This is a genomic window from Peribacillus frigoritolerans (assembly GCF_001636405.1).
Taxonomy (GTDB): domain Bacteria; phylum Bacillota; class Bacilli; order Bacillales; family DSM-1321; genus Peribacillus; species Peribacillus frigoritolerans.
The window spans coordinates 3,661,981-3,685,564 of the sequence record NZ_KV440950.1 but is presented as its reverse complement, the minus strand read 5'-3'; the positions used below and the strand labels follow the sequence as shown (position 1 = coordinate 3,685,564).

Here is a 23,584-nt window from a genome sequence, read left to right as displayed (position 1 = left end):
GGGAAGTTGAATGGAAGAACAAAAATATAATGACCTCAAATTAGGCGAACGTGGTGCAATCATCAGTATTATTGCTTATATTTGTCTATCAATCATGAAGCTGGCTATCGGATACATAAGCGACTCAGCGGCTTTAAAAGCGGATGGGTTGAACAACACGACTGATATTATCGCGTCCCTTGCCGTACTGATCGGTTTAAGGCTAGCTCAAAGACCCCCCGATAAAGATCATGGTTATGGTCATTGGAAGAGTGAAACGATTGCATCAATGGTAGCTTCATTTATCATGTTTGCCGTTGGTGTACAAGTATTGATAGATGCTGTTGCTTCCATGCTTAAAGGTCGAGAGGATTCACCTGACATTATTGCCGGATATGTAGGTGTTTTATCAGCAATAGCCATGTATTTTGTATACCGATATAATAAAAAGCTTGCTATGAAAATTAACAGTAAAGCCGTTATGGCAGCTTCGAAAGATAATATTTCCGATGCTTGGGTAAGTATAGGAACAGCTATAGGGATTTTCGGATCCCAATTAAACATGCCTTGGCTTGATCCCCTTACGGCCATCATTGTTGGATTATTAATATGCAAAACAGCCTGGGATATATTCAGTCAAGCCTCGCATGAACTTTCTGACGGTTTTGATGAAAATAAAATTCATCTATATAAGGATGTAATTACAAATGTAGATGGAGTCAAGGGGATAAAAGAAATTAAAGGAAGAAATTACGGGAACAATGAAGTGATTGATGTTGTGATCCTTGTCAATTCTACCTTGGATATTAAAGAAGCACATGATATAGCGACACATGTAGAAAAAGTGATGATGAAAGATCATGGAGTGTATGATGTTCATGTCCATGTAGAGCCCAATTAACTCTCTCTTTCATTATGAATGAACAAAAAAGGTATAAATCTGCTTTACAAACATATGAATAATATGCAATCATTAATTCATTACATTGGAAGGAAAAGGTACCTTATACAATGAAGCAGTAATCTTATCAAATAAACAGTAAATCTGAATCAATTTCAATGGGTGTAATCGGTTAGATATGTTCAATGCAAATAAGCCGTCACTTTGTTTGCTTACCGGATTTTCGGTAAGTAAAGTGAATTCATTTTTAATTTGAACAAGAATCTTTTTAGATACCCATGTGAGATTTTTAATGATTATGTTTAGAGATGGGATGCGTCTGTTCGTTTATAGGTACTAATTCATATACAACTACTTTTTCTGATATCCAATCAGATGAGGTATATTTGGTTTATGTATATTAGTAACAGGCGATCTCTCTCTAGAAAAATGGAGGGGGATTTTTTTATGTTATTTTTAAAAGCGAATGATTTAAAGAAAAGCTACGGAAGCCGTGAAGTTCTTTCTGTTGATACACTTCATCTATATAGTCATGACCGTGTTGGTTTGGTTGGCAGGAATGGAGAAGGTAAAACGACCCTGCTTTCTATACTAGCGGGAGTGAGGAAACCCGATTCCGGTCATATCGAGAGCTATGGAACAGTCAGCTATATCCCGCAGATGGAAGAAACTGAACAAGAAATAAGCGGGGTATTAACGAGTATATGGAAACTGCCCGATGAGAATCAAGAAATCATAAGCGGCGGTGAACGAACCCGAAGAAAAATCGCCGCAGCCCTTTCCTCCAATGCGGATGTATTGATCGCGGATGAACCTACCAGCCATTTGGATATATTCGGAATTGAACAATTGGAAAAAGATTTAAAATCTTTTAAAGGCGCTATTTTGCTTACTTCACATGATAAAGCATTCTTGAATCATCTTTGTACAACAATATGGGAAGTTGAGCAAGGCAAGGTAACGGTATATGAAGGGAATTACGAAGCGTATATAGAACAAAAGCAGGCAAAAACAGAAAAGGAAAATAAGCAATATGAAGAGTATACCCGTGAAAAGAACCGGTTGAAACAGGCTGCACAAAACCTCCAAGCCAAATCCGATTCAATTAGGAAAGCCCCTAAACGAATGGGTAATTCAGAAGCAAGGCTGCATAAACGGAGCTCCGGGAAACAGAAGGCGAAATTGAACCGTTCTGCTGAAGCGATCGAAACCCGAATCGAAAAATTAGCAAAAAAAGAAAAACCGAGGGAAGATCCCCCCATCATCTTTGATATTTCAGAATTTCCATCTTTGCATAGCAAAAGGGTCATTCGATTTAATGGCTGTTCCCTGAAAGTCGGGTCACGAGTGCTGAAACAACATATTTTCGGAGATGTCCCCTTAGCTTGCAGACTCGCCATCAATGGTCAAAATGGTTCAGGTAAAACGACATTATTGAAAAAGATAGTGGAAAGGCACCCAGATTTATATGTCGCGATGCCAGCAAAGATTGGATTTTTTGCCCAACAACAAGAAAATTTAAATGAAAGTAAAACGGTTCTCGAAAATATATTGGAGGACAGTCCCTACAATCAAGCCTTTATTCGTACACTTTTATCACGATTAGCTTTTAAAGGAAATGACGTTCACAAACAAGTATCACTTTTAAGCGGTGGGGAAAAAGTCAGGGCTTCCCTAGCAAAAGTTTTTTTGGGAAACTATAATGTACTGATTTTGGATGAACCTACAAATTACCTGGATATTCATACTAAAGAGGCTTTAACAGAAGTGTTAAAAGCATATCCAGGAACGATCGTTTTTGTGACTCATGATCGTTCATTGATCCAATCGCTTGCAACACATTTACTTTCATTTGAAAAAGAACCTCCGAGAGTATGTGCTATAAATAAGGAATCAACAAAATCAGCCACTCGCAAGGATGGCCTTGATGATAAACAGGCTGAGCTTCTTATGATTGAAGTGCAAATCATCGAGACACTTGGTAAACTGTCCAGTGTTATGAAGGAAGAGGAAAAAGCGGAATTGGATAGGGAATACCTCCAACTCTTGAACAAGAAAAAAGAGCTTGAAGAATAAGTGCAAACCATAAAAGGCCCTTCTCAATCGAGAGGGCCTTTATGATTTAGTTTATTTTACATTTATTAAAAGACCAATAAAAAGGATTGAGGTAAATTCATCCTGATTGGAGATCAAATGGAAACTTGATCATTAAATGGCTATGGGAAGCTAAGATTAAGGCAGACATCGTTACTGTTGAAAAAGGTGTGTACTATATGTGGAAAGAGTACAGAGTCAGCTTAATATAAGTTCCAAAAGGCCAGAAATTTTTCTGTTGATAAGAATGCTGGCAAAGCCACTATCATTGATTTGTTCCTGCAAAATCTAAGCCCCTTACTGAGTAAGGGCTTTTTTTATGTTTCAAGTACATTCACTTAACAAGTGCATATGATAATTTTATAAACTGTGAAGGGTTGAGAAAAATGTACTATGCTCCTTATATCCATCCACATCCCTATCAATATCAAAATCCTTATTATGTTAATGAACCAATGTATAACCATTTAAGAAATCCTAATTATTGGAGTGTAAATAATGTTAACCATTTGGGCTATTTACAATCATCAAATGGAAGAAATAATATTGAGGTAAAAGATTATGGACCTAAGCCATTTGTATTGAATATCAATGAGGGTACGAAACAAAACACAACCTACCGTACCGCCTTATGGACAGGAAAACATTTGCAAGTTACATTGATGAGTCTTAAAGTTGGTGAAGATATTGGTTTAGAAATTCACCCAAACGTTGACCAATTTTTACGTATTGAACAAGGTCAAGGGGTTGTTCAAATGGGCAATAGAAAGGATAATTTAAGCTTTGTAAGAAACGTCTATGATGATTATGCAATAATGATACCTGCTGGCACATGGCATAATGTAGCCAATACAGGTAATATTCCTCTAAAGCTTTACTCGATATATGCTCCTCCTAATCATCCATTTGGTACTGTTCATGTTACCGAAGCAGATGCAGTGACTGCAGAAGAAGTGCAACGATTATGGCAATAGATCGTATATGCTCCAGCAAGTAAAGGTATATATAGAGCAAAAGTATGCAGATAGGGTTTTGACCGATTGGCTGACCCTTTTTATTTTGTAAGGTGAACAATTAGAAATCGAATGGAGATAATAAAACTACCCGTATTATCTCCACAAGGTACCTCCATCTTTCAAAGCCCACCCTTATAGAGGATCTTTTTTGTTTTTAATGATCGATACAAAAGAATAACGTGGATACCCTACACCTATTTTTACTGCGAAACATTGAAAAGTCCATACTTGCTTTGAGTGGGGACATTTTTTTTGATTCCATAAAGATAATGTAGGTCAACGGCTCAAGAACTTTTAAAATTTACGGGCAACGCTTGATATTTGAGCTACCCGCCATTTTTAATTTTTAGCATTCAATATAGTCTCTGGGAAAATTAATATTGAATTCTTTTTGATTGTTTCCTAGTACTTTACTTATGAAAAAAATAATTATTTTTAATAAAATATATATTGTTCACCTCGAATGCCGTCACACTAACATCCTATGTTAATGAAAGTTCGACGGACTCTCCAAAATAAAGCGGGATTTATGCCCCTACGTAAACAACTGTTATTCGGCAGAGAACCAGCACTAGTTGTAGTGAAGGGTGATTGTATTACGATAAAAAAGGAATGCCAATTATTATAAGCATTCCTTTGTATTCAGATTTTGTTGCTGTTGCTCACGTTTTCCGGTTTCTTTATGATTGCGTATGCTAGGTACCCTATTAAGCCCATAAATAATCCGGTGCCGCCTACAATATAAATCATTGTAAACACTTTTCCTAATGTTGTCTGCGGTTCAAAGCTGGGATGCCCAACCGTGCTAAGAGTAACAATACAGAAGTAAAGGGAGTCAATCACAGTCAGACCTTCCTGCTTAACATAGAAAATCGTGCCGGAAAATAACATAACGAGGACCAAGACGAAAAGAACCTGGAAGTTCTTCAGTTTAAAAGCGGACCAGAGCGCTTTTAGAAAACGTTTCAAGGTGAGGATAAATGAAATCATTGGTAATCGCTTTTCCTTTCGAATCATTACATTTAAAGTAAAGTAAAGTGAATGAGTAAATCCTGATATTCGAGCTTGATCAGTTTATCAATCTACTATACAGGAATTCAGTTTAGATTGACAAAAAAACCTGTTTATTTTGATCTGGTTTGAACTAGAAGCGTTGGTAAACAATAGAAGGAGAAACGAAGTAAGAAGGGGGACAATCATGAAGCCACGTATTACTGTCATTACATTAGGTGTGGATGATTTGGAAAAATCGCTGGAATTCTATCGGGATGGCCTGGGATTTCAAACAGAAGGAATAGTGGGCAAAGAATTTGAGCATGGAGCCGTTGCCTTTTTGGACTTGCAAGAAGGCCTGAAGCTTGCCATATGGAATCGAAGGGATATAGCTCATGAGGCCAAGGTTCCTTTGTCTCCGGCAAGCCCTACTGAATTTACCCTTGGTCACAATGTAGGCAGTAAAGAGGAAGTGGATATTGTGTTGGAAAAAGCAAAAAAAGCTGGAGCGACCATAACCGATCCGGCACATGACACTTTCTGGGGAGGATACTCTGCACACTTTCAAGACCCTGATGGACACCTTTGGGAAGTCGTTTGGAATCCGCAGTGGGATGGTGAATAGAAATCATGATTAGAGATCATTTCGATACTCTAGTTTTATTCATTCCATGTCTAGGGGAGACCGCGCAGGTTTAAAGGCGCCGATGGCTGTCCGCCCACGATAAGCGAGTGCCTGGAGTGAAAATCAACGTTCAAATTATAAAAACCATAAAAAACTGTAGGAAAAATTGAAGCGGAACATGAGTTTGTTGCTGCACATAAAATCCAAACCGCATTGATTCAACAGGAAGTGAATGGTGAGAAATTCGATATTCCAATGCTCTTGATCCATGCTCACGATCACATGATGACTTCCATGACCACAAAAGATTTAGCGAAAGAAATCGTGGAATTACACAAGAAAACACAAAAGAACTAACAATATTCAGGAGGTTGCTGCGGCAGCCTTTTTCTTATGTTCATAACGTGGAACTTCAACGAGAAGGCGGAGATATCCTCCTTCATGAACGTTAGTTAAATGAATATGGCAGATAAGGGTCACTCAAGATTAGGATTCTCCGAAAATTTAAATTATACTAGGTTCATGACAGTAGCAATAGATACTGTCACTGATTAACGAAGGGTAGTCATGATAGAAAAACAAACAACTAATTAGCAAGTGCAATCATTTTATAAAAGGGGAGAAAAACATGCAAAGAGTCAATCTAACTGAAGATCTTAGTCTTTCACGCATTGTACACGGTATGTGGAGATTGGCAGATTGGAGATTTTCTGCCGAGGATATCCTATCTCTTATTGAACACGGAATGGATCGGGGCGTCACTACATATGATCACGCCGATATATATGGAAGCTATACGTGTGAGGAGATTTTTGGGAATGCACTTTCATTAAAGCCTTCATTACGCGGTAAAATGGAGATCGTTACGAAATGTGGCATCGTTCTTCAATCAGAAAACCGTCCTTCCCATAAAAGTCACCATTACGATACTAGTAAAACCCATATCATAAAGTCTGTTGAACAATCCCTTATGAATCTTAAAACGGATTATATTGATATATTACTTATCCATCGTCCGGATCCCCTGATGGACCCGGCGGAAACGGCTGAGGCGTTTAATCAATTAAAGGAATCAGGAAAGGTGCGGAACTTTGGAGTATCGAACTTCAAAAAACCGCAATGGGATATGCTCCAATCATATCTAGACTATCCGCTTGTGACGAATCAGCTGGAGCTTTCGGCATACAATCTTGAAAACTTCGAAGACGGAACCTTGAACTTATGTCAGGAAAAGGGCGTTGCGCCTATGGCATGGTCACCGCTTGCAGGAGGCAGCATCTTTGAGGAATCGAACGAAAAGGCTGTCCATTTAAGAAAAACGTTAGAAACCGTGAAAGAAGAAATCGGTGCCAATGGAATAGATGAAGTGATGTATGCCTGGCTGTTGAGGCATCCCGCAAAAATCATTCCAATCGTTGGGTCCGGTAAGAAAGAACGGTTGGACAGCGCCATTGATTCACTAAACTTAAGCATGGAAAAAGAGCAATGGTTTAACATATTTACTAGATCGATGGGACATGATATTCCGTAATGAATTGTACCTTTGAACAAGAAACCTTGCCTTCATTAATGGGGACCTCCGTAAAGAGGTCCCCATTCTTAAATTGCAAACAGAGATGAGATGGACTTTCACTTTTCAAAGCATGATTTTTGGTGGATTTTTTTAAGTGCTAATAAGATTTTGCCATATAATAAAAATATTATTTGATTTTCGAGGTGAAAAAACATGAAATCGGGGTAATAGGCTCAAAGTATTTTGTTGGAATCCATATCAATCCACTTTCCCATGTTTCCCAAACCATTCATTTCCGTTCAATATGATATGTGGAAGAAAGCAGTCTATTAATATAAAATGCGGGAAAACAAACCGATCTATTACTGTTTTCAGGTTCCATACCTTTGTTATGGATATGAAAAGGTTAAAAGGAGCTTAATAGAAACTATTTATGTCCCTTCTTCTGGACTTTCAGATAATTCTTGCTCCATACCTTCTATTTGACTTTCACTAATTGTGGTCTTGGTGAATTATAATAATCGTATTTTGCATCAAAACTCGTGTGACAGCCGTTTTTCCATTTCTGTTGATGAAGGGCGCGCAGGCCTTTTCAATGATGGAACCTCCTGATCATTCAAGCCAGTAGCAATGATGATTACTATAATTTCATCTTTTAAGTTTTCATTAATAACAGAACCGAAAATCATATTTAACTCTGAGTCGGCCTCGGAAGTAACAATATTTGCTGCCTCTTGTACTTCATATAGACTTATATTGGCGCCTGTGAGTTTCATTAGCACACCTTGGGCTCCGTCGATGGAAGTGTTAAGTAACGGACTCGAAATGGCTTTCTTTGCAGCTTCCGCAGCGCGATGTTTACCTGTTGCTCTGCCAATGCCTATTAAGGCAGACCCTTTATTGGACATGATTGTTTTCACGTCTGCAAAATCAATGTTGATTAAACCTGGTACAGCAATTAAATCCGATATACCTTGGATACTTTGGCGTATAACATTATCCGCTTCAAGAAATGCTTCAAGCATTGGTGTATTTTTATGTAAAATCTCCAATAAGCGATCGTTTGGAATAACAATTAATGTGTCCACTGCTTTCTTCATTAAGGAGATCCCTCCTGCTGCTTGTGTTGCACGCTTATTGCCCTCAAACGCAAACGGAAGTGTTACAACGCCAATGGTTAGTATGTCAAGCTCACGGGCGATTTGAGCAATGACAGGGGCAGCACCCGTTCCTATACCGCCGCCCATTCCGGCTGTAATGAGTACCATGTCTGTACCTTTTAATGCTTCTTGGATCTGCTCTTTGCTTTCTTTAACTGCTTGTTTACCTACCTCTGGATTTGCCCCTGATCCTAAACCTTTTGTCAATGTTGCACCGATTTGTATCTTGATCTCTGCTTTTGATAAATTAAGAGCTTGTGCATCTGTATTAACAGCTATAAATTCTACACATTTAACTCCATGTTCGATCATACGGTTAACGGCGTTATTTCCTCCGCCGCCAATACCAATTACTTTAATGTTGACTGATGAGTTTACACTTGTAACAAACTCCATTTATAGGACCTCCTAGTCATTGAAATTACCTTATTTCAAATTATTCAAATAAATAGCGGAAACAACACTCATTCTTTTATTAGAAATGTTTTGTCTTTCTTATATTTAGATTTAGTTAAAGAAAAAGGCATTGTCGGTAGCAGTCCCGTAAAGGAGACTTCTACCGACAATGCCTTTCATTGAACCCTTCCATTCTTTGCTAAAGGTGAGTGGGTTCGATATCCTAAAAAGGTAATCTTTGTTTTAATTCTAAGGTAATTCCACTATTAAATCAATATTAATACATTATTATAAACAAATACGTATTCATGAAGATGGCCACGACCATCTCATTAGAATGATTTACAGTGTGTAACCTAATAAGGTTAAAGATAATGATATCTTAGGAGTTTTAAAAGGTGAAACTAACTGAGTTAAATTACCGTGCTGTATACCTTTAATTCATGAACAAGTAAAATAGATAGCAAAGATGCACCACTGCATCTCATCTTTATTTTGTATATTTCCTACCGTCTGCACTCTACACATATAGTATGTGGCAACATAGTTTAAACCTAAAGTAATTTCAATGCTGTGAAAATTTAGGGGTGAAATGATTCTAATTCTTATTTTGAATAAACTAAAACAGACAGGAAAATATTTATCCTGTCTGTTTTTTTGCCTCTTAAATAACTAAGGTGAAGCGTACCGTAAGTAATATTATGAGGCTTTTACGCATATAAAGAAAAAACACTATGTTCTCTTAATAGTCCATACAGCAAATCCTTCCTCAGCTTGTGATTTTATTACGAGATTTAAGAAAAATGATAGGTAGAAGGTGACAAATATGGAAGCAATCGTCCTAGCTGCTGGATATTCCAGCCGAGCGAATGCATTTAAAATGACTTTGCCGATGGGGCAAATGAGCGTGTTGGAGCAAACGATCTCTAAATTTGAAGGTTTATGCAGCAGGGTCATCGTCGTAGCTGGATTTCAAGCGGAAATCATCCAAGAAGAAATTGTCAAAATCATCAGTGAAAACGCCTATTCATTTCAGATCAAGTTTGTTTATAATGAAAACTTTAACCAGGGAATGTTTCATTCCATTCAAAAGGGCTGCAACGAAGTGAATGCCCCAACCTTCTTTATAACACCCGGCGATTGTCCGCTTGTAAAAAAAGAGACTGTTCAGCTACTAGCAAAACACAAAGGAAACGTGGTTATTCCCAGCTTTGACTATAAAGGCGGCCATCCCATTAAATTATCAAGCGTAGTGAAACAGAAAATTCTTGAAACCAATCCAGAAGGTAATTTGCGTGTGGTCCTGGGCGGTTACGAAAAGCAATACATGAATGTAGATGATGCGGGAGTATTAATGGATGTTGATACACCGGAGGATTACCAAAAAGCCATTGATTATGATAATGCTTTAAATTTCTCGAAGTAAAAATAAAAATAAAAACTACGAAAATCTTGAATAGAAATGAATCATAAAAGATCATTCTCATTGATAAAATCATTGGAAGAGGTTTCTATTCAGAATATGTCCAATTAAAAAAATGAGTCGAAGGGTGTTGTTGCAATGAATCTCAAAGACATAAGCACCTCAGTGCCCAAAAAGGACCATAAAGGTAAAGTATCGGGCCAGCTGCCCTATATTAGTGACGTAAAAGTGGAAAATATGGTATATGGTGTTTTGTATCGATCGCCAATTGCTTATGGAAAAATCATATCCATTCAATTACCCAATCTTCCGGATGGGTATGAAGCTGTTGGAGCAGAGCATATCCCCGGACCGAATTATGTCAAGATTATCAAAGAAGATCAGCCCATTTTTGCCAATGAGTGGGTCAATTATATTGGTGAGCCAATTCTCATGCTCACGGGCAAAGACCTGGATATCCTGTACAGTTTGTTAAATGAAGTGAAGGTTGAATTTGAAGAACATCAGGCTATCTATACATTGGACGAAGCGATCAAGCAAAAATCAGTATCCTTAGTTTTGGCAAGCTATGAATTTGGGGAAAGCTTAGAAAACATTTCAGCTATCGAGCAAGGGGCCCATCAAATCATCGAAGAAGAATATGATACGGGTTATCAGGAGCATGTCTATCTTGAGCCGCAAGGAATGCTCGCCGTTTATAAGGATGATGAAATTGTCGTCCAGGGATCGATGCAATGTCTTTATTATATAAAAAATGCATTACTAAGCGCATTAGCCTGTGGTGACGATGAAGTCAGGGTTGTTCAAAGTCCTACCGGCGGAGGTTTTGGCGGCAAAGAAGATTATCCTTCTATGATGGCTTGTCACGTAGCCGTTGCCGCAAGAGCAGTAAAAAAATCGGTAATGCTCGTGTTCGACCGTTCTGAGGATATGCTGGTAACGACGAAAAGGCATCCGGCCAAACTCAAATATCGGACGGCCCTTGATAAGGAAGGAAATATTCTAAGCATGTATGTTGACATCTTTCTCGATGGAGGGGCAAATGTTGGATTGAGCTCTGTCGTGCTGCAGCGCGCATTATTAAACAGTGCTGGTGTTTATAAAATTCCGCATTTTCATGCAAAAGGCTATGTCTTAAAAACCAATACCGTTCCGAACGGCGCCTTCAGAGGCTTTGGTGCTCCTCAAAGCTTTGCTGGAATCGAAAGTCATATAGGACATCTTAGTAAACTGGCAAAAATCGACCCGCTTGCATATAAACGAAAATACCTCGTCAAACAAGGAGACCCCACCATCACCAAAGGTAAATTCCGCGACCCGATATTAGTGGAAGAAATGATTGAGGACGTACTCAACGTGTCAGAATACAAAAAGAAAAAAGAAGACTTTCAGCGCTTAAATCAACAAAATCAGCGCTATAAAAAAGGCATAGGAACTTCGCTGTTCCTCCACGGCTGTGGATTTACTGGCAGTGGTGAAAGAGATCATATTAAAGCAAAGGTGAAACTGGTTAAATCAAAGGACGACCAGGTATCACTAAAAATCTCAAACTCTGATATGGGACAAGGTATTTTGACGACGTTGTGTAAAATTGTCGCCAAAGAACTTAACCTCCCGTTCGAAGATATATTGTACCCTTATCCCGACACAAAAGAGGTTCCCGACTCGGGTCCGACCGTAGCTTCAAGGACGACGATGATTGTCGGAAAATTGCTTGAACGGGCCGCAAAAAAACTTAAGAATCAGTGGCAAACAGGGGTGGAACAGGAAGTGGTTGAGCACTATGTTCACCGTGAAATGATTCCTTGGGACGAGAAAACCTTCACTGGAGATGCCTACCCGGCTTATTCATGGGGCGTTAATATCGTTGAAGTAGAAGTTGATACGTTAACCGGTAATTTAAAGTTAGAAAAAGTATACGGCAATTATGAAGTTGGGAAGGTCATCGATGAACGGATTATGAAAGGTCAAATTGACGGTGGTTTGGCTCAAGGACTAGCATACGGTTATCTGGAAAAGATGACGTCAAAACAAGGTAGAATCCAACAAAAAAGCATATCGGATTATGGACCGCCGACTTCATTGGATATCGTTTCAATTGAAAGCAAGGTCTTTGATAATCCCTATGCTGATGGTCCATACGGGGCGAAGGGCGCAGGTGAATTGACTTTAATCGGAGGCGCTCCAGCAGTCCAAGCTGCGATTGAGGATGCCCTGCACACTTCTTTTCAGCAAATTCCGATTACACCGGAAGTCATTATTGAAAGTCTTTGGATGAAAGAAGGTGAAGAGGGTTGATTAAATTCACACTAAATGGAAGAACGGTAGAAACAGACGCCCCTGCTACAGCAAGATTACTAGATTTATTAAGAGATGAGTTTGAGTTAATCGGAACAAAGGAAGGCTGTGGTGAAGGGGAGTGCGGAGCCTGCAGTGTTTTTGTGAATAACCTCCTGCAAAACAGCTGCCTTATTCCAATTGGCTCGATTGCTGGTGCCGATATTCAAACGATCGAAGGCATCATTGAAACGGAACAATTTAAAATTTTAGATGAAAGCTATTCCATAGCCGGGGGAGTGCAATGCGGCTATTGCATACCGGGAATGATTATGGCAAGTGCAGCTTTGTTATCTGAAAATCCTCATCCTTCAGAAGCTGAAATTCGTGAGGGCATCTCCGGAAATCTGTGCCGATGTACGGGCTACAATATGATTGTTGAGGCGATTAACCTAGCAGCTAAAAAAGGTGATGGCTTATGATAGAGAAAATAACAGCGTACCGCTTCGAGCGTTTAGACGAAACTTTGAGCCAATTGAATAGAGAAGATTGTGCAATCATAGCCGGAGGCACCGATGTTATGGTTCTTCACAAAAGTAGAAGGGGGGTACCTCCAAAAATCCCTAAACCGATTGTTTTTATTAATCATCTTTCCGAATTAAAGCAGGTGTATCAACATCACAAGGATCTCCACATCGGGGCCTGCTGCACCTATAGTGAATTACTTGAAAATCCGTTGATTCCGTTTGCTTTAAAGAATGCAATTAAAACAATTGCTGCCCCGGCAATTAGAAACCGGGGAACATTAGGCGGTAATATTTGCAACGCCTCTCCAGCCGGTGACATGCTTCCTTTATTATATGTATACAATGCAAAGCTTCTGTTGCGCTCCGTAAATGGTGATCGCATGGTTGCGATTAGCGATTTCATTCAGGGTCCACGACAGGTTCAACGCTTTCACAATGAAATGGTAACGGAGATTATTCTGCCGTTCGTATTAGGAGATTCACATGTCGTTTTCGAGAAAGTCGGCAACCGCAACGCAGATACCATTGCCAAAGTATCGTTTGCGGGTTTCGTCCGGATAAGTAAAGATCGAATCGATGACATTCGATTTGCCTTCGGGGCGGTCGGACCCACGATGGTTCGTTCCATTGATATTGAGAAGAAGCTGATTGGAAAAACGATACCATTAGCCGATGCAGACATCGCTGAAATTGTGGCAGCCTTCGATAAGATCATTAGACCAATCGACGATCAACGCTCAACTGCGGCTTACAGAAAAACCGTTGCGTTACATCTTTTACGTTATTTTCTTAGCATGAAGCAATATCAACCGAATTAATGTTTAAAGATAGGGGGGGGAGCTTTTCATGCAGCTGATGGAAAAAGTGGCCATGCTGACGCGTCAAAACGAAACCTTTGCTTTAGCCATGATTATTGAATCAAAGGGCTCGACTCCCAGGCATGTTGGAAAAATGATTGTCTACCGGGATGGTACCATTGAAGGGACTGTCGGAGGGGGCTTGGCTGAACACTATGTGATCGAAGATAGTGTAAAGGCGATCCAAAATGGACAATCGAAAATCGTTGAATATAAATTGAATAAACATGCAAAAGACGGAATTCAGATGAATTGTGGCGGTACGTTACGGGTCTTTATTGAAGTCTATACAAGCAGGCCTGAACTCATTCTGGCTGGGGCCGGTCATTTAGGCCATGCGTTGGCAAAGCTCGCTGATTTCCTCGAATATCCTTATTGCATTGTCGATGATCGCGTTGGTTATTGTACAAAGGAACGCTTTCCGAATGCGAAAAACCTTTTTGTGAACGAGGATATTGGAAAGGCTTTGCTCGCAGCCAACCTAAATGAAAAATCATATGTGGTAATTGTTACAAAAGATTGTGATGATATTGTATTAAAAACGGCACTGCAATTTCCGATTGCATATGTTGGGATGGTAGCCAGTAAACGCAAGGTCATAAGCATATTTGAAAAGTTAAAAAGTGAAGGGGTCACGCAAGAACAGTTGGAGCAGGTCCATTCTCCAATCGGATTGGAAATTGACTCGGAAACATCAGAAGAAATTGCCATCAGTATTATCGGTCAAATCATCAAATTAAGCAAGGAAAAAAAGCCTGTAAAAGTGAAACAATTAAATAGATAAGTAGAAAGGTCAGATAAAGCAAAAATCAAAATATCTAATAGACAATTGGGGTCAGTCCCCACTGTGTTAAAGTATTAATTCAGTGGGACTGACCCTTTTTCTTTGATAAAAGCTAGAAGCAGGCCCTTGCTCTTAGAGTGGGCTTTTTGTCGTTTTGATTAATTCATTAATATGAAATATTTTACTTTATATGCTACTACTATCATACTATACACAAAGGAAAACTCCTGGAGGGATTTTGTATGGGGATATTAGATGGACTTATGGGAAACGGGTTCAGGTGCAAAGATTACATCCATTGGAAAGAGGTTTATAGATTCCTATAGAATCAGCTATTATGCAGCCATTCCAAATAGTGATGAATGAACTTCACTTGATTTTGGACAGACTTGTTCTGTAAAGTAAGCTGTCCTTTTTTTAATGATTGTATCCTGCATAACATAGTTTGAAATGATAGCTGATAGGCAGTGCAAGTTTCCAAAAGCAAATTTAACCTGAAGAAAAGAAGTGAATGAAATGGCTGAGCCTTTAAAGGATTTATATAATGAAACGTTCATTCGTGAATTCGGTGAAAAAGTAAAGGGTGTCCATCCGTCCTTCTCTACTGAATCGTTTATAGGGGAAGTAATTGATGAGCATTGGGACGAGAGGAAGTTAAAAGAACGAATAAGGCACATTTCCATTACTCTTGGAATGTATCTTCCAAGTGATTATCAAGAGGCTTTGGATATTTTGTATCGGCTTGATAAGGATTGTGAGGGGTTTAGATATTTATTTTTCCCTGATTTTGTAGAGGTACATGGATTGAATAAGAAAGATTGGCCGTTATCGCTAGATGCGTTGGAGCGTTTTACAGCAAGGTCATCCTCCGAGTTTGCAGTCCGTGCTTTTATATTGCTTGATCCCGTTTTAATGATCGGGAAGATGAAGGAATGGACCAATCATGATGATGAGCATGTCCGCAGGCTGGCTAGTGAGGGATGCAGGCCCAGGTTACCTTGGGGCCAAGCTTTACCGATGTTCAAATCCGATCCGGCACCCGTCTTGGAATTACTTGAGAACCTGAAAAACGATCCGTCCCTATATGTTCGTAAAAGTGTGGCCAATAACTTGAATGATATTGCCAAAGATCATCCGAAAACCGTAATAGAAACAGCCAAGCGCTGGTATGAAAGCGGAGAACCCAACACGATTTGGATTATTCGACGGGGATGCAGGACCTTAGTTCGTCAAGCAGATCCAGAAGTCCTTTCTTTATTTGGATACACGGATATATTGAATAATCCGAATATCATTACAAACGCATTTATTAGAAATGAACCAGACTCGATTTTTATTGGGGAAACGAGTGAACTTCATTTCGGTTTTCAAGTTCAAGAAAAGAACACTGTGAAACTTCGCATCGAGTATGCCATCGATTTTGTGAAAGCAAATCAGAAAACTTCCCGTAAAATTTTCCTATTGGCAGATAGGGATTTCTCAGATGGTGAAGGAGTTGAAAGAGTGAGGATTCACAATTGGAAAGACCTGACGACACGTCGACATTACATGGGGATCCATCGAATATCACTCCTTGTGAACGGTGTGGAAGTTGCCGAAACGCAAGTAAAACTAAATGATGGATGATAAAGGTTATTGAAAAGCGAGGGAGAACTTAATTAACAGGAATACAGCAATTAAGGTTGACAAAAACGAGGAGTCTGAGCGTTCCTCGTTTATTATTTCATGATATTGAAACATTTAAAAATTATGCTTTATCTCATAACACATTAAAAAGCAATCAAATCCAAAAGGTTGGATAGCTCCGATTGCTGCGCAAATTATTAATTAACAATGCCAGTAAAACGATTATCACGGCACCAGTTAAAACAGGAGTAAATAAATAACTCCAGCCATACTGGCCAAGCATGACTACAAGCGGGTCTGCTCCAGCTGGCGGGTGCGTCGTTTTTGTCAGCATCATCACCGCAATTGCTAATCCGACAGCCAAGCCGATTGCCCAAGGTTCAGCGCCAAAAAAATGATAGGAAGCTAAACCTACGAATGTTGAAACAAAATGACCGCCTATAATATTCCGCGGTTGTGATAATGGTGCGTTCCACAGACCGAATGCCAGCACACAGCTGGCACCAAATGGAGCCATTAACCACACTGCTGATGTTAATTTTGTAAGAGAATTAAGGCGAATATAGTGAAAAATCCCCCAATCAATCCCGTTATTGCGTCCTTTACATTTATTTGTAAAGGGCTTCTTCCTTTTCCCTTCATCTTCGATAAATAACGAATATGAAATAAGCGTTTTTCTTTATGCCTCGCGGCTGAAATACGGTCCAAAGTGAACCCTCCCTTTTTATATAATTAGACTTTACATGAAATGAACTAACCCGTCAAAACAATTTTTAGTGGTTAGTTTAAAAATCCATAAAAAAAGCCAACTCAATGTGTGTTGACAAGAGGAGGTTCAGATCTCGAATCATTTTACTGTTTTATGAAATCCTAAATGGATGTGAAGAAATTAACTGGAACCGTTTATAATGAATAAACTGCAGGCAACAAGCTTACTTCAAATTTGTCTGACAAAACTTAATAAGGTGTGTATCTTCATTCATCATCAGATTTCCGGTGTTGAAATCTGGCTACCTTTTTCCTATTCCCGCATATTTTCATTGAACACCATTTGCGTCTTCCGCTTTCATCGATAAATAACAGGACGCAATCATCATTCGAGCATCGCTTTAATGAGGACAGCTTATTTTTTTCAATTAAAGTTAATGAGTCGAAGGCAATATAAGATTGCAGGATATCTTCCGCTTCTCCAACAGGTATGGGAACCAGTTTTTGATCACTTAATTTATATGTGAAAGGCGATTTTTCGATTTTTTTTTCCAAATAGGCGATAAACTCATCAGGAATCGAATTCCCATCTGCTATTAATTCAAATTGTTTTCTTAAAATAGTACGCATTTCTAGAATGCTTGCAAATACTCGTTGAATTCTCTCTTTAATTATTGGGGATAACTGATTATCCAAATATGAGTTATTCCCTTTTATTACAATAAGCCAGTCCAGCATATCCCGTTCTGATAGTAATAAGTCTTGCCGTTGGCCACGATTGACCAGCTCCGTATTCACTAAATCCAGAGAAAGATTACCTGATATAAGTGGAAATTTATTAGTTTCAGACATAAGTTCATCTCCCATTTCCCTGCTAAATTCTAACCATTAAAATATAAATTGAGAGGTTATATCTTCATTATACCTTATTTCTGAATTTTTCAGCTACTCATCTAAAATCACGGGATAATATGAATGCTATCAAAATCCAAATGTGCAAGAACAGAATCGTAAATGAAAGTCCATGATAATCAATTCTTTTAAAGTGGGGGAAAAAGTTCTTGACATATCCTGTACGTACAGGATAATATGAAAGCGTATACAGAACCTATACGTACAGGTTATAAAAACAACTATATTTTGCTTTCTAGGGAAAGGAAGTAGTGAAATGGGTAAATACACAGAACCAGCAACTGATTTGCTCCAACATGTCGGAGGGAAAGAAAATATTGCGACGGTTACGCATTGTGCAACAAGAATGCGTTTTGCGTTGAAAGATCCCGCCAAGGCGGATGTAACGAATATCGAATCGATTAAGCTTGTGAAAGGAACTTTTACACAAGCTGGCCAGTTTCAGGTCATTATCGGGAACGAAGTATCATCGTTTTATAATGAATTCGTTTCCATAGCTGGACTTCAGGAAGCATCAAAAGAAGATGTGAAAAATGCAGCAAAACAGAATATGAGCTGGCTGCAGCGTATGATTGCTCATCTTGCGGATATTTTCACCCCGCTGATTCCTGCCATAGTCGTTGGCGGACTCATTCTTGGATTCCGCAATATCATCGGGGATATTAAAATGTTCGATGACAGCACAAAGACCCTTGTGGATATTTCACAATTTTGGGGAGGGGTACACGCCTTCCTTTGGCTTATAGGTGAAGCTATTTTTCATTTTCTTCCTGTTGGGATTACATGGTCGATCTCGAAGAAAATGGGCACGACTCAAATTCTCGGCATCGTCCTTGGTTTGACCCTGGTTTCCCCACAGCTTCTTAATGCATATGCAGTGGCAAACACAAAGGCAAGTGATATACCTTTTTGGGATTTCGGTTTTGCCCAGGTCGATATGATCGGCTACCAGGCTCAAGTCATACCAGCGATACTTGCAGGGTTCGTTTTGGCGTATTTAGAACGGTTCTTGAGAGATAAAGTTCACAATTCCATTTCCATGATCGTCGTTCCATTTTTCGCGTTACTTCCAACTGTAATCATTGCCCATACCATTCTGGGGCCTATAGGCTGGAAAATCGGTTCTGTCATTTCTACGGTTGTGTATTCCGGATTGACATCATCAGTTGGCTGGCTATTTGCTGCCGTTTTCGGCTTTGCCTATGCACCGCTTGTCATCACAGGCCTGCATCACATGACAAACGCAATCGATCTTCAGCTTATGAGTGAACTTGGCGGTACGAACCTATGGCCGATGATCGCGTTATCCAATATTGCACAAGGTACGGCAGTGCTAGCAATGATTTACATTAACAGAAAGGACCAGGAGGAAAGGCAAGTATCCATACCTGCCACGATTTCTTGTTATCTCGGTGTTACCGAGCCAGCCATGTTCGGCATTAACTTGAAATACGGCTTTCCGTTCTTAGCCGGTATGATCGGTTCACTTTTTGCAGGCATCGTTTCAGTCGGGTCTGGAGTGATGGCAAACTCAATCGGTGTTGGAGGGATCCCAGGTATCCTATCCATCCAGCCGCAGCATATGGGGATGTTTGCACTCGCGATGCTGGTTGCTTTCGTTGTGCCGTTCATTTTGACGATAGCATTCTCCAAACGTCCTAAAATGAACTTGAAAACTAGAACGAAAACAACGAAATTAAATGCTTGATAACGCGGAGGGAGGAGCATTCTCCCTCTTTTTTACGATACTTACGAAAGATACAGCGGGGATCGAAGAGGAGGAATCACAATGAAGGATTTTAAAAAAAGTACCATCTATCAAATTTATCCGAAATCATTTAAGGATTCGAACGGTGACGGCATCGGGGACATAAATGGTGTTATTGAAAAACTTGATTATCTGAATAAACTGGGAGTGGATTATATTTGGCTCACCCCTTTTTATCGTTCACCGCAAAATGATAATGGATATGATGTAGCCGATTATACATCCATTGATCCTGTTTTTGGGACGATGGATGATTTCGAAAGATTGGTGAAAGAAGCGAATTCGCGGGATATCCAAATCATGCTTGATATGGTATTCAACCATACATCAACAAAGCATGAATGGTTCCAAAAAGCATTGGCTGGAGATAAAGAATATAAGGACTATTATATTTTCAAGAAATCTAAAGATGGAGAGCCCCCTACCAATTGGATTTCGAAATTCGGGGGCCCTGCATGGGAATATGTAGCGGAACATGATGAATACTTCCTTCACTTGTTCGATCGGACACAAGCTGATCTAAACTGGGAAAATCCCAGAGTAAGGCGGGAGATCTTCAATGTAGTAAACTTCTGGATGAATAAAGGTGTCAAAGGATTCCGTTTGGATGTCATCAATCTTATTTCGAAACCTGACATCTATGAAAATGACAAAGATGGAGATGGCCGATGTTTTTATACAGACGGTCCCAAGATTCATCAATTCCTCAAAGAAATGAATGAAGAAACTTTCGGGAAGGATGAAGAGGTGCTGACAGTAGGGGAAATGTCATCGACGACCATTGACCATTGCATCAAATATTCAGCTCCTGTTGAAAAGGAGCTGTCCATGGTATTCAGTTTCCATCATTTAAAGGTGGATTATAAGAACGGGGAAAAGTGGTCACTTGCAGATTTTGACTTCAGGCAGTTAAAGGAAATCTTAAGCAGCTGGCAATATGGGATGCAAGAAGGAAATGGGTGGAATGCCCTGTTCTGGTGCAACCATGACCAGCCGAGGATTGTATCCAGGTTCGGGAATGATCAAGAGTATCATAACGAATCTGCCAAGATGCTGGCAACAGCCATTCATATGCTTAGGGGAACCCCTTATATTTATCAAGGGGAGGAAATAGGGATGACCAACCCGAAGTTCAATGATATTGGACAATACCGGGATGTTGAATCGATTAATTATTATAATATTTTAAAAGAGGCAGGCAAGGATGAAAAGGAAATAATTGAAATCCTTCAAGCTAAATCCCGTGATAACTCGCGAACTCCCATGCAATGGGAAAATACGGAGCATGCAGGCTTTACAAAAGGGACTCCATGGATTGCGGTGCCTGATCATGCTAAAAACATCAACGCTGAACACGCACTGATGGATCAAGATTCCATTTTTCATCATTACCAAAAACTTATATTCTTACGCAAGAAACATGATATCATTGCATATGGGGACTATCAGGAAATTCTTGGCGACCATGACGCTTTGTTCGCTTATATACGCAGTTATGAAAACGAGAAACTTTTGGTCATCAATAACTTTTATGCAAAAGAAGCTTCCTTCGAAATACCAAATGATATTGACCTATCCGGGTACAACTCAGAGCTCCTGCTCTCAAACTATATCGATTCGAAAGAACTTGCAGGTGATTTTATCCTCCGTCCCTATGAATCGGTTGTCTATTTGTTGAAAAAGGACGAGTAGCAGACTAAGAAAAATATATTGTGGTGATGAAATGAACAGCAAATATCTATCGCTATATGGTGATATCGTTTCAAAAATTGAAGAGGGAACCTTTCCGATAAATTCAAAGCTTCCTTCCGAAAGCAGCTTCATGGAAGAATATGACATATCCAGGGATACGGTGAGAAAGTCCTTACAGTTGCTTGAACAAAATGGATATATCCATAAAATCAAAGGCAAGGGTTCATTTGTCTTGGATTTCAGCAAATTTAATTTTCCTGTGGCAGGGTTGATTTCCTATAAAGAAATGGTGGAAAAGTTGAATTTGCATTCCAAGACGATCGTTCATAAGTTGGAGCTTGAGACCCCCGACTCAAATATGGCCAAGCTTCTAGACTTAACTGGTGATGGTGAAGTATGGAAGGTTTTCCGGATTCGGCAAATCAATGGGAAGAAAATCATCCTGGACAAAGACTATTTCAAAAGCGAGTTCGTAAGCAACCTGACAAAGGAAATTTGTGAGGATTCAATTTATCGATATATCGAAAAGGAACTCGGGCTCCAGATTGGTTTTTCAAATAAGGAAATTACCGTGGAGCCATGTAGTGAAGAAGATAAACAATTATTGGACATTGAAGACTTCGATATGGTGGCAGTTGTGAAAAGTACGGTCCATTTAATCGATGGAAGCTTGTTTCAGTATAGCGAATCCAGGCATAGACCCGATAAATTCAAGTTCACGGACTTTGCACGGAGAACTTGGTGAAGTCTACTGATATTTTTAAATGAGCGGGGAGAGGAGGAGAGTCAAACTTAGTTTGATTCTCCTTCCGCTTGTTTGGAGGTATGGGAAGCATTTAGTAAAACCACTCCGCCAATTATCAATACTAAGCCGCCTAATGTAGTGATACTAAATGGCTCATTCCATAAAAGCACGCCAATCAATGCTGTTAAAGCTGTGCCTATTCCTGACCAAATGGCGTAAGCTAAGCTTAACGGAATTGTTTTAAGACATACAGATAAACTATAAAATGCTATACCAAACCCTATCATAACCCCAAATGTAGCGGATAAATGAGTGAAGCCTTCAGACAGCTTAAGCATGGTCGTACCAAAAACTTCGCTTATGATTGAAATTCCTAAAGCTATGTATCCTTTCATATTGTTACCTCCGATTACTAAATTGTTAAGAAGTGCCTTCACTAGAGAGTTTCAATACAACCACTCCGCCAATGATCAGGACTAAACCTAAAAATTTTTTCAGGTTAAAGCTTTCTTTATAAACGATAACTCCCACTAAAGCAGTTAAAGCTGTGCCTATTCCCGACCAAATGGCATAAGCCGTTCCAAGCGGGATGGTTATTAGAGATAACGATAGGCAATAAAAAGCCAAACCCATCCCAATAACCACACCAATGGAAGGGAATAACTTTTTAAACCCGTTTGATACTTTTAACATCGAACTGCCAAACACTTCACTTAGGATGGCAATTGCCAAAAATGCATAAGGATTCAAGATGAACTCCTCCTATATATTGATTACTATTTTTCAATCTCTTCCCCAAAGAATCTTAACATCTAAAGGACTCATATTAAACCCATACCACCTATATTCAGTTACATATTTTCTGTCATGGAAGAAAATTTCCAGTTACGCCAATATTAGAATGAAAGTTATAAAATAAGCGGCTTCCTCCGACTGAAATCCTTGATAATAGTAAATTAAGGATATCTTCTAATTCATCGAAATTAGGGGAAATTTAGAAGAAACGCTAAGCATCAATTCAATCAGCGGTGAGACGAGGTTAAGTGTATCACTTGATGGAAGTTTTTTATTGGATGCCTTAAAGTCGATAAAAGAAAACGAGGTAAAGCTAAGTTTTGGCGGTCCAATGAGACCTGTCTTAATCGAGCCAAGCGAAAATTCCTCCTATCGTCATCTTATATCATCAGTGAGAACATACTGAGGAACAAAGCCTAAGAAACGAATAATGGGGGGGGGAACCGCAACAGCCTATTACTTCAGGTGGAAGATATGGTAACGTTCAATCACCAAGAAAAAGAGATCCAGTAAAATCCTGGACCCATTATATTCATAGTGATAGAAAAAAGGTCTTCATTCTTGGTGTAAGGCCGGCACTTGATTTCGAAGGTAAAAGTAGAACCTTTCATCCAGCCAGATACATCCGTCCATCAATTGAATGGAAAAACCTATCGACAGTCTGAAGAACCTCTGTAAAGACATGGTTTATTTTAAGATATACCTCGGTAGAATATATAATATTCATGTGATCCAACAATAGCAAAATACTCACTATTGGTTTGTAGTAGGATGTATTTCTCCTATGTCCAGT

Annotated in this window: 21 protein-coding genes and 2 pseudogenes; 16 read left to right on the top strand and 7 right to left on the bottom strand. The window is 39.3% G+C overall.

Annotated features, from left to right (window positions below; translation table 11 throughout):
• The first annotated feature begins 10 nt into the window (after nt 1-10).
• The 3 genes from A6755_RS17500 (at nt 11) to A6755_RS17490 (ending at nt 3,948) form a co-directional block, all read left to right on the top strand.
• A complete protein-coding gene (locus A6755_RS17500) occupies nt 11-880 on the top strand; it encodes a cation diffusion facilitator family transporter (RefSeq protein WP_063591486.1) in 870 nt (289 codons plus the stop codon).
• A gap of 447 nt (nt 881-1,327) precedes the next feature.
• Nucleotides 1,328-2,956 carry a ribosomal protection-like ABC-F family protein gene (abc-f, locus tag A6755_RS17495; protein WP_063591485.1) on the top strand — a complete coding sequence of 543 codons (1,629 nt, stop codon included), beginning with the start codon at nt 1,328-1,330 and terminating at the stop codon, nt 2,954-2,956.
• Between the two features lie 404 nt (nt 2,957-3,360).
• Nucleotides 3,361-3,948 carry a cupin domain-containing protein gene (locus A6755_RS17490; RefSeq protein WP_063591484.1) on the top strand — a complete coding sequence of 196 codons (588 nt, stop codon included), beginning with the start codon at nt 3,361-3,363 and terminating at the stop codon, nt 3,946-3,948.
• 684 nt (nt 3,949-4,632) lie between these two features.
• Here A6755_RS17490 and A6755_RS17485 read toward each other — a convergent pair.
• Nucleotides 4,633-4,980, bottom strand: coding sequence for a potassium channel family protein (locus A6755_RS17485; protein ID WP_063591483.1), 348 nt, complete (start codon nt 4,978-4,980; stop codon nt 4,633-4,635).
• 208 nt (nt 4,981-5,188) lie between these two features.
• Here A6755_RS17485 and A6755_RS17480 point away from each other — a divergent pair, with 208 nt between their 5' ends.
• From A6755_RS17480 to A6755_RS17475, 3 genes are all read left to right on the top strand, one after another.
• Entirely contained in the window at nt 5,189-5,608 is a 420-nt protein-coding gene (locus A6755_RS17480) for a VOC family protein (RefSeq protein WP_034313006.1), read from the top strand.
• 165 nt (nt 5,609-5,773) lie between these two features.
• Nucleotides 5,774-5,965: a PTS sugar transporter subunit IIA gene (locus tag A6755_RS26255; protein WP_084737881.1), complete on the top strand. Its 192-nt coding sequence runs from the start codon at nt 5,774-5,776 to the stop codon at nt 5,963-5,965.
• A 271-nt stretch (nt 5,966-6,236) separates the two neighbouring features.
• Nucleotides 6,237-7,139 (top strand): aldo/keto reductase, encoded by a 903-nt coding sequence (locus tag A6755_RS17475; RefSeq protein ID WP_063591482.1) that lies wholly within the window; start codon nt 6,237-6,239, stop codon nt 7,137-7,139.
• Between the two features lie 515 nt (nt 7,140-7,654).
• On the opposite strand, the gene ftsZ is transcribed toward A6755_RS17475, so the two are convergent.
• Nucleotides 7,655-8,677 (bottom strand): cell division protein FtsZ, encoded by a 1,023-nt coding sequence (gene ftsZ, locus A6755_RS17470; protein WP_063591481.1) that lies wholly within the window; start codon nt 8,675-8,677, stop codon nt 7,655-7,657.
• Between the two features lie 826 nt (nt 8,678-9,503).
• Between ftsZ and A6755_RS17465 the strand changes: the two genes are divergently transcribed.
• The 5 genes from A6755_RS17465 (at nt 9,504) to A6755_RS17445 (ending at nt 14,545) form a co-directional block, all read left to right on the top strand.
• A complete protein-coding gene (locus tag A6755_RS17465; RefSeq protein ID WP_048685921.1) occupies nt 9,504-10,103 on the top strand; it encodes a nucleotidyltransferase family protein in 600 nt (199 codons plus the stop codon).
• 135 nt (nt 10,104-10,238) lie between these two features.
• Nucleotides 10,239-12,398, top strand: coding sequence for a xanthine dehydrogenase family protein molybdopterin-binding subunit (locus tag A6755_RS17460; RefSeq protein ID WP_063591480.1), 2,160 nt, complete (start codon nt 10,239-10,241; stop codon nt 12,396-12,398).
• Entirely contained in the window at nt 12,395-12,859 is a 465-nt protein-coding gene (locus A6755_RS17455; RefSeq protein ID WP_034312987.1) for a (2Fe-2S)-binding protein, read from the top strand. The genes A6755_RS17460 and A6755_RS17455 overlap by 4 nt, the downstream gene beginning before the upstream one ends.
• Nucleotides 12,856-13,722, top strand: coding sequence for an FAD binding domain-containing protein (locus A6755_RS17450; protein WP_063591479.1), 867 nt, complete (start codon nt 12,856-12,858; stop codon nt 13,720-13,722). Before A6755_RS17455 ends, A6755_RS17450 begins: the two co-directional genes overlap by 4 nt.
• Nucleotides 13,723-13,750: 28 nt before the next feature.
• A complete protein-coding gene (locus A6755_RS17445) occupies nt 13,751-14,545 on the top strand; it encodes an XdhC family protein (RefSeq protein ID WP_063591478.1) in 795 nt (264 codons plus the stop codon).
• Between the two features lie 335 nt (nt 14,546-14,880).
• On the opposite strand, the pseudogene A6755_RS28310 reads toward A6755_RS17445, so the two are convergent.
• Nucleotides 14,881-14,966, bottom strand: a pseudogene (locus A6755_RS28310) (IS6 family transposase); the annotation flags it as partial.
• A gap of 95 nt (nt 14,967-15,061) precedes the next feature.
• On the opposite strand from A6755_RS28310, the gene A6755_RS17440 reads away from it, so the two are divergent.
• Nucleotides 15,062-16,171, top strand: coding sequence for a DNA alkylation repair protein (locus A6755_RS17440; protein WP_063591477.1), 1,110 nt, complete (start codon nt 15,062-15,064; stop codon nt 16,169-16,171).
• Between the two features lie 154 nt (nt 16,172-16,325).
• Here A6755_RS17440 and A6755_RS17435 read toward each other — a convergent pair.
• Both A6755_RS17435 and A6755_RS17430 read right to left on the bottom strand, forming a co-directional pair.
• A pseudogene (locus tag A6755_RS17435) lies at nt 16,326-16,879 on the bottom strand (HPP family protein).
• 267 nt (nt 16,880-17,146) lie between these two features.
• Nucleotides 17,147-17,731: a CGNR zinc finger domain-containing protein gene (locus A6755_RS17430; RefSeq protein ID WP_063591476.1), complete on the bottom strand. Its 585-nt coding sequence runs from the start codon at nt 17,729-17,731 to the stop codon at nt 17,147-17,149.
• A 316-nt stretch (nt 17,732-18,047) separates the two neighbouring features.
• Between A6755_RS17430 and treP the strand changes: the two genes are divergently transcribed.
• From treP to treR, 3 genes are all read left to right on the top strand, one after another.
• The gene (gene treP / locus A6755_RS17425; protein ID WP_034312977.1) at nt 18,048-19,499 is read left to right on the top strand and encodes a PTS system trehalose-specific EIIBC component; all 1,452 of its coding nucleotides are present in this window, start codon (nt 18,048-18,050) and stop codon (nt 19,497-19,499) included.
• An 81-nt stretch (nt 19,500-19,580) separates the two neighbouring features.
• Nucleotides 19,581-21,251 carry an alpha,alpha-phosphotrehalase gene (gene treC, locus A6755_RS17420; protein WP_063591475.1) on the top strand — a complete coding sequence of 557 codons (1,671 nt, stop codon included), beginning with the start codon at nt 19,581-19,583 and terminating at the stop codon, nt 21,249-21,251.
• A 31-nt stretch (nt 21,252-21,282) separates the two neighbouring features.
• A complete protein-coding gene (gene treR, locus A6755_RS17415) occupies nt 21,283-21,996 on the top strand; it encodes a trehalose operon repressor (RefSeq protein WP_063591474.1) in 714 nt (237 codons plus the stop codon).
• 47 nt (nt 21,997-22,043) lie between these two features.
• On the opposite strand, the gene A6755_RS17410 is transcribed toward treR, so the two are convergent.
• A complete protein-coding gene (locus tag A6755_RS17410; RefSeq protein ID WP_057276133.1) occupies nt 22,044-22,391 on the bottom strand; it encodes a DMT family transporter in 348 nt (115 codons plus the stop codon).
• 25 nt (nt 22,392-22,416) lie between these two features.
• Nucleotides 22,417-22,746: a DMT family transporter gene (locus tag A6755_RS17405; RefSeq protein WP_084737878.1), complete on the bottom strand. Its 330-nt coding sequence runs from the start codon at nt 22,744-22,746 to the stop codon at nt 22,417-22,419.
• A gap of 226 nt (nt 22,747-22,972) precedes the next feature.
• Here A6755_RS17405 and A6755_RS28305 point away from each other — a divergent pair, with 226 nt between their 5' ends.
• Nucleotides 22,973-23,197 carry a hypothetical protein gene (locus tag A6755_RS28305; protein WP_084737875.1) on the top strand — a complete coding sequence of 75 codons (225 nt, stop codon included), beginning with the start codon at nt 22,973-22,975 and terminating at the stop codon, nt 23,195-23,197.
• The last annotated feature ends 387 nt before the right edge of the window (nt 23,198-23,584 follow it).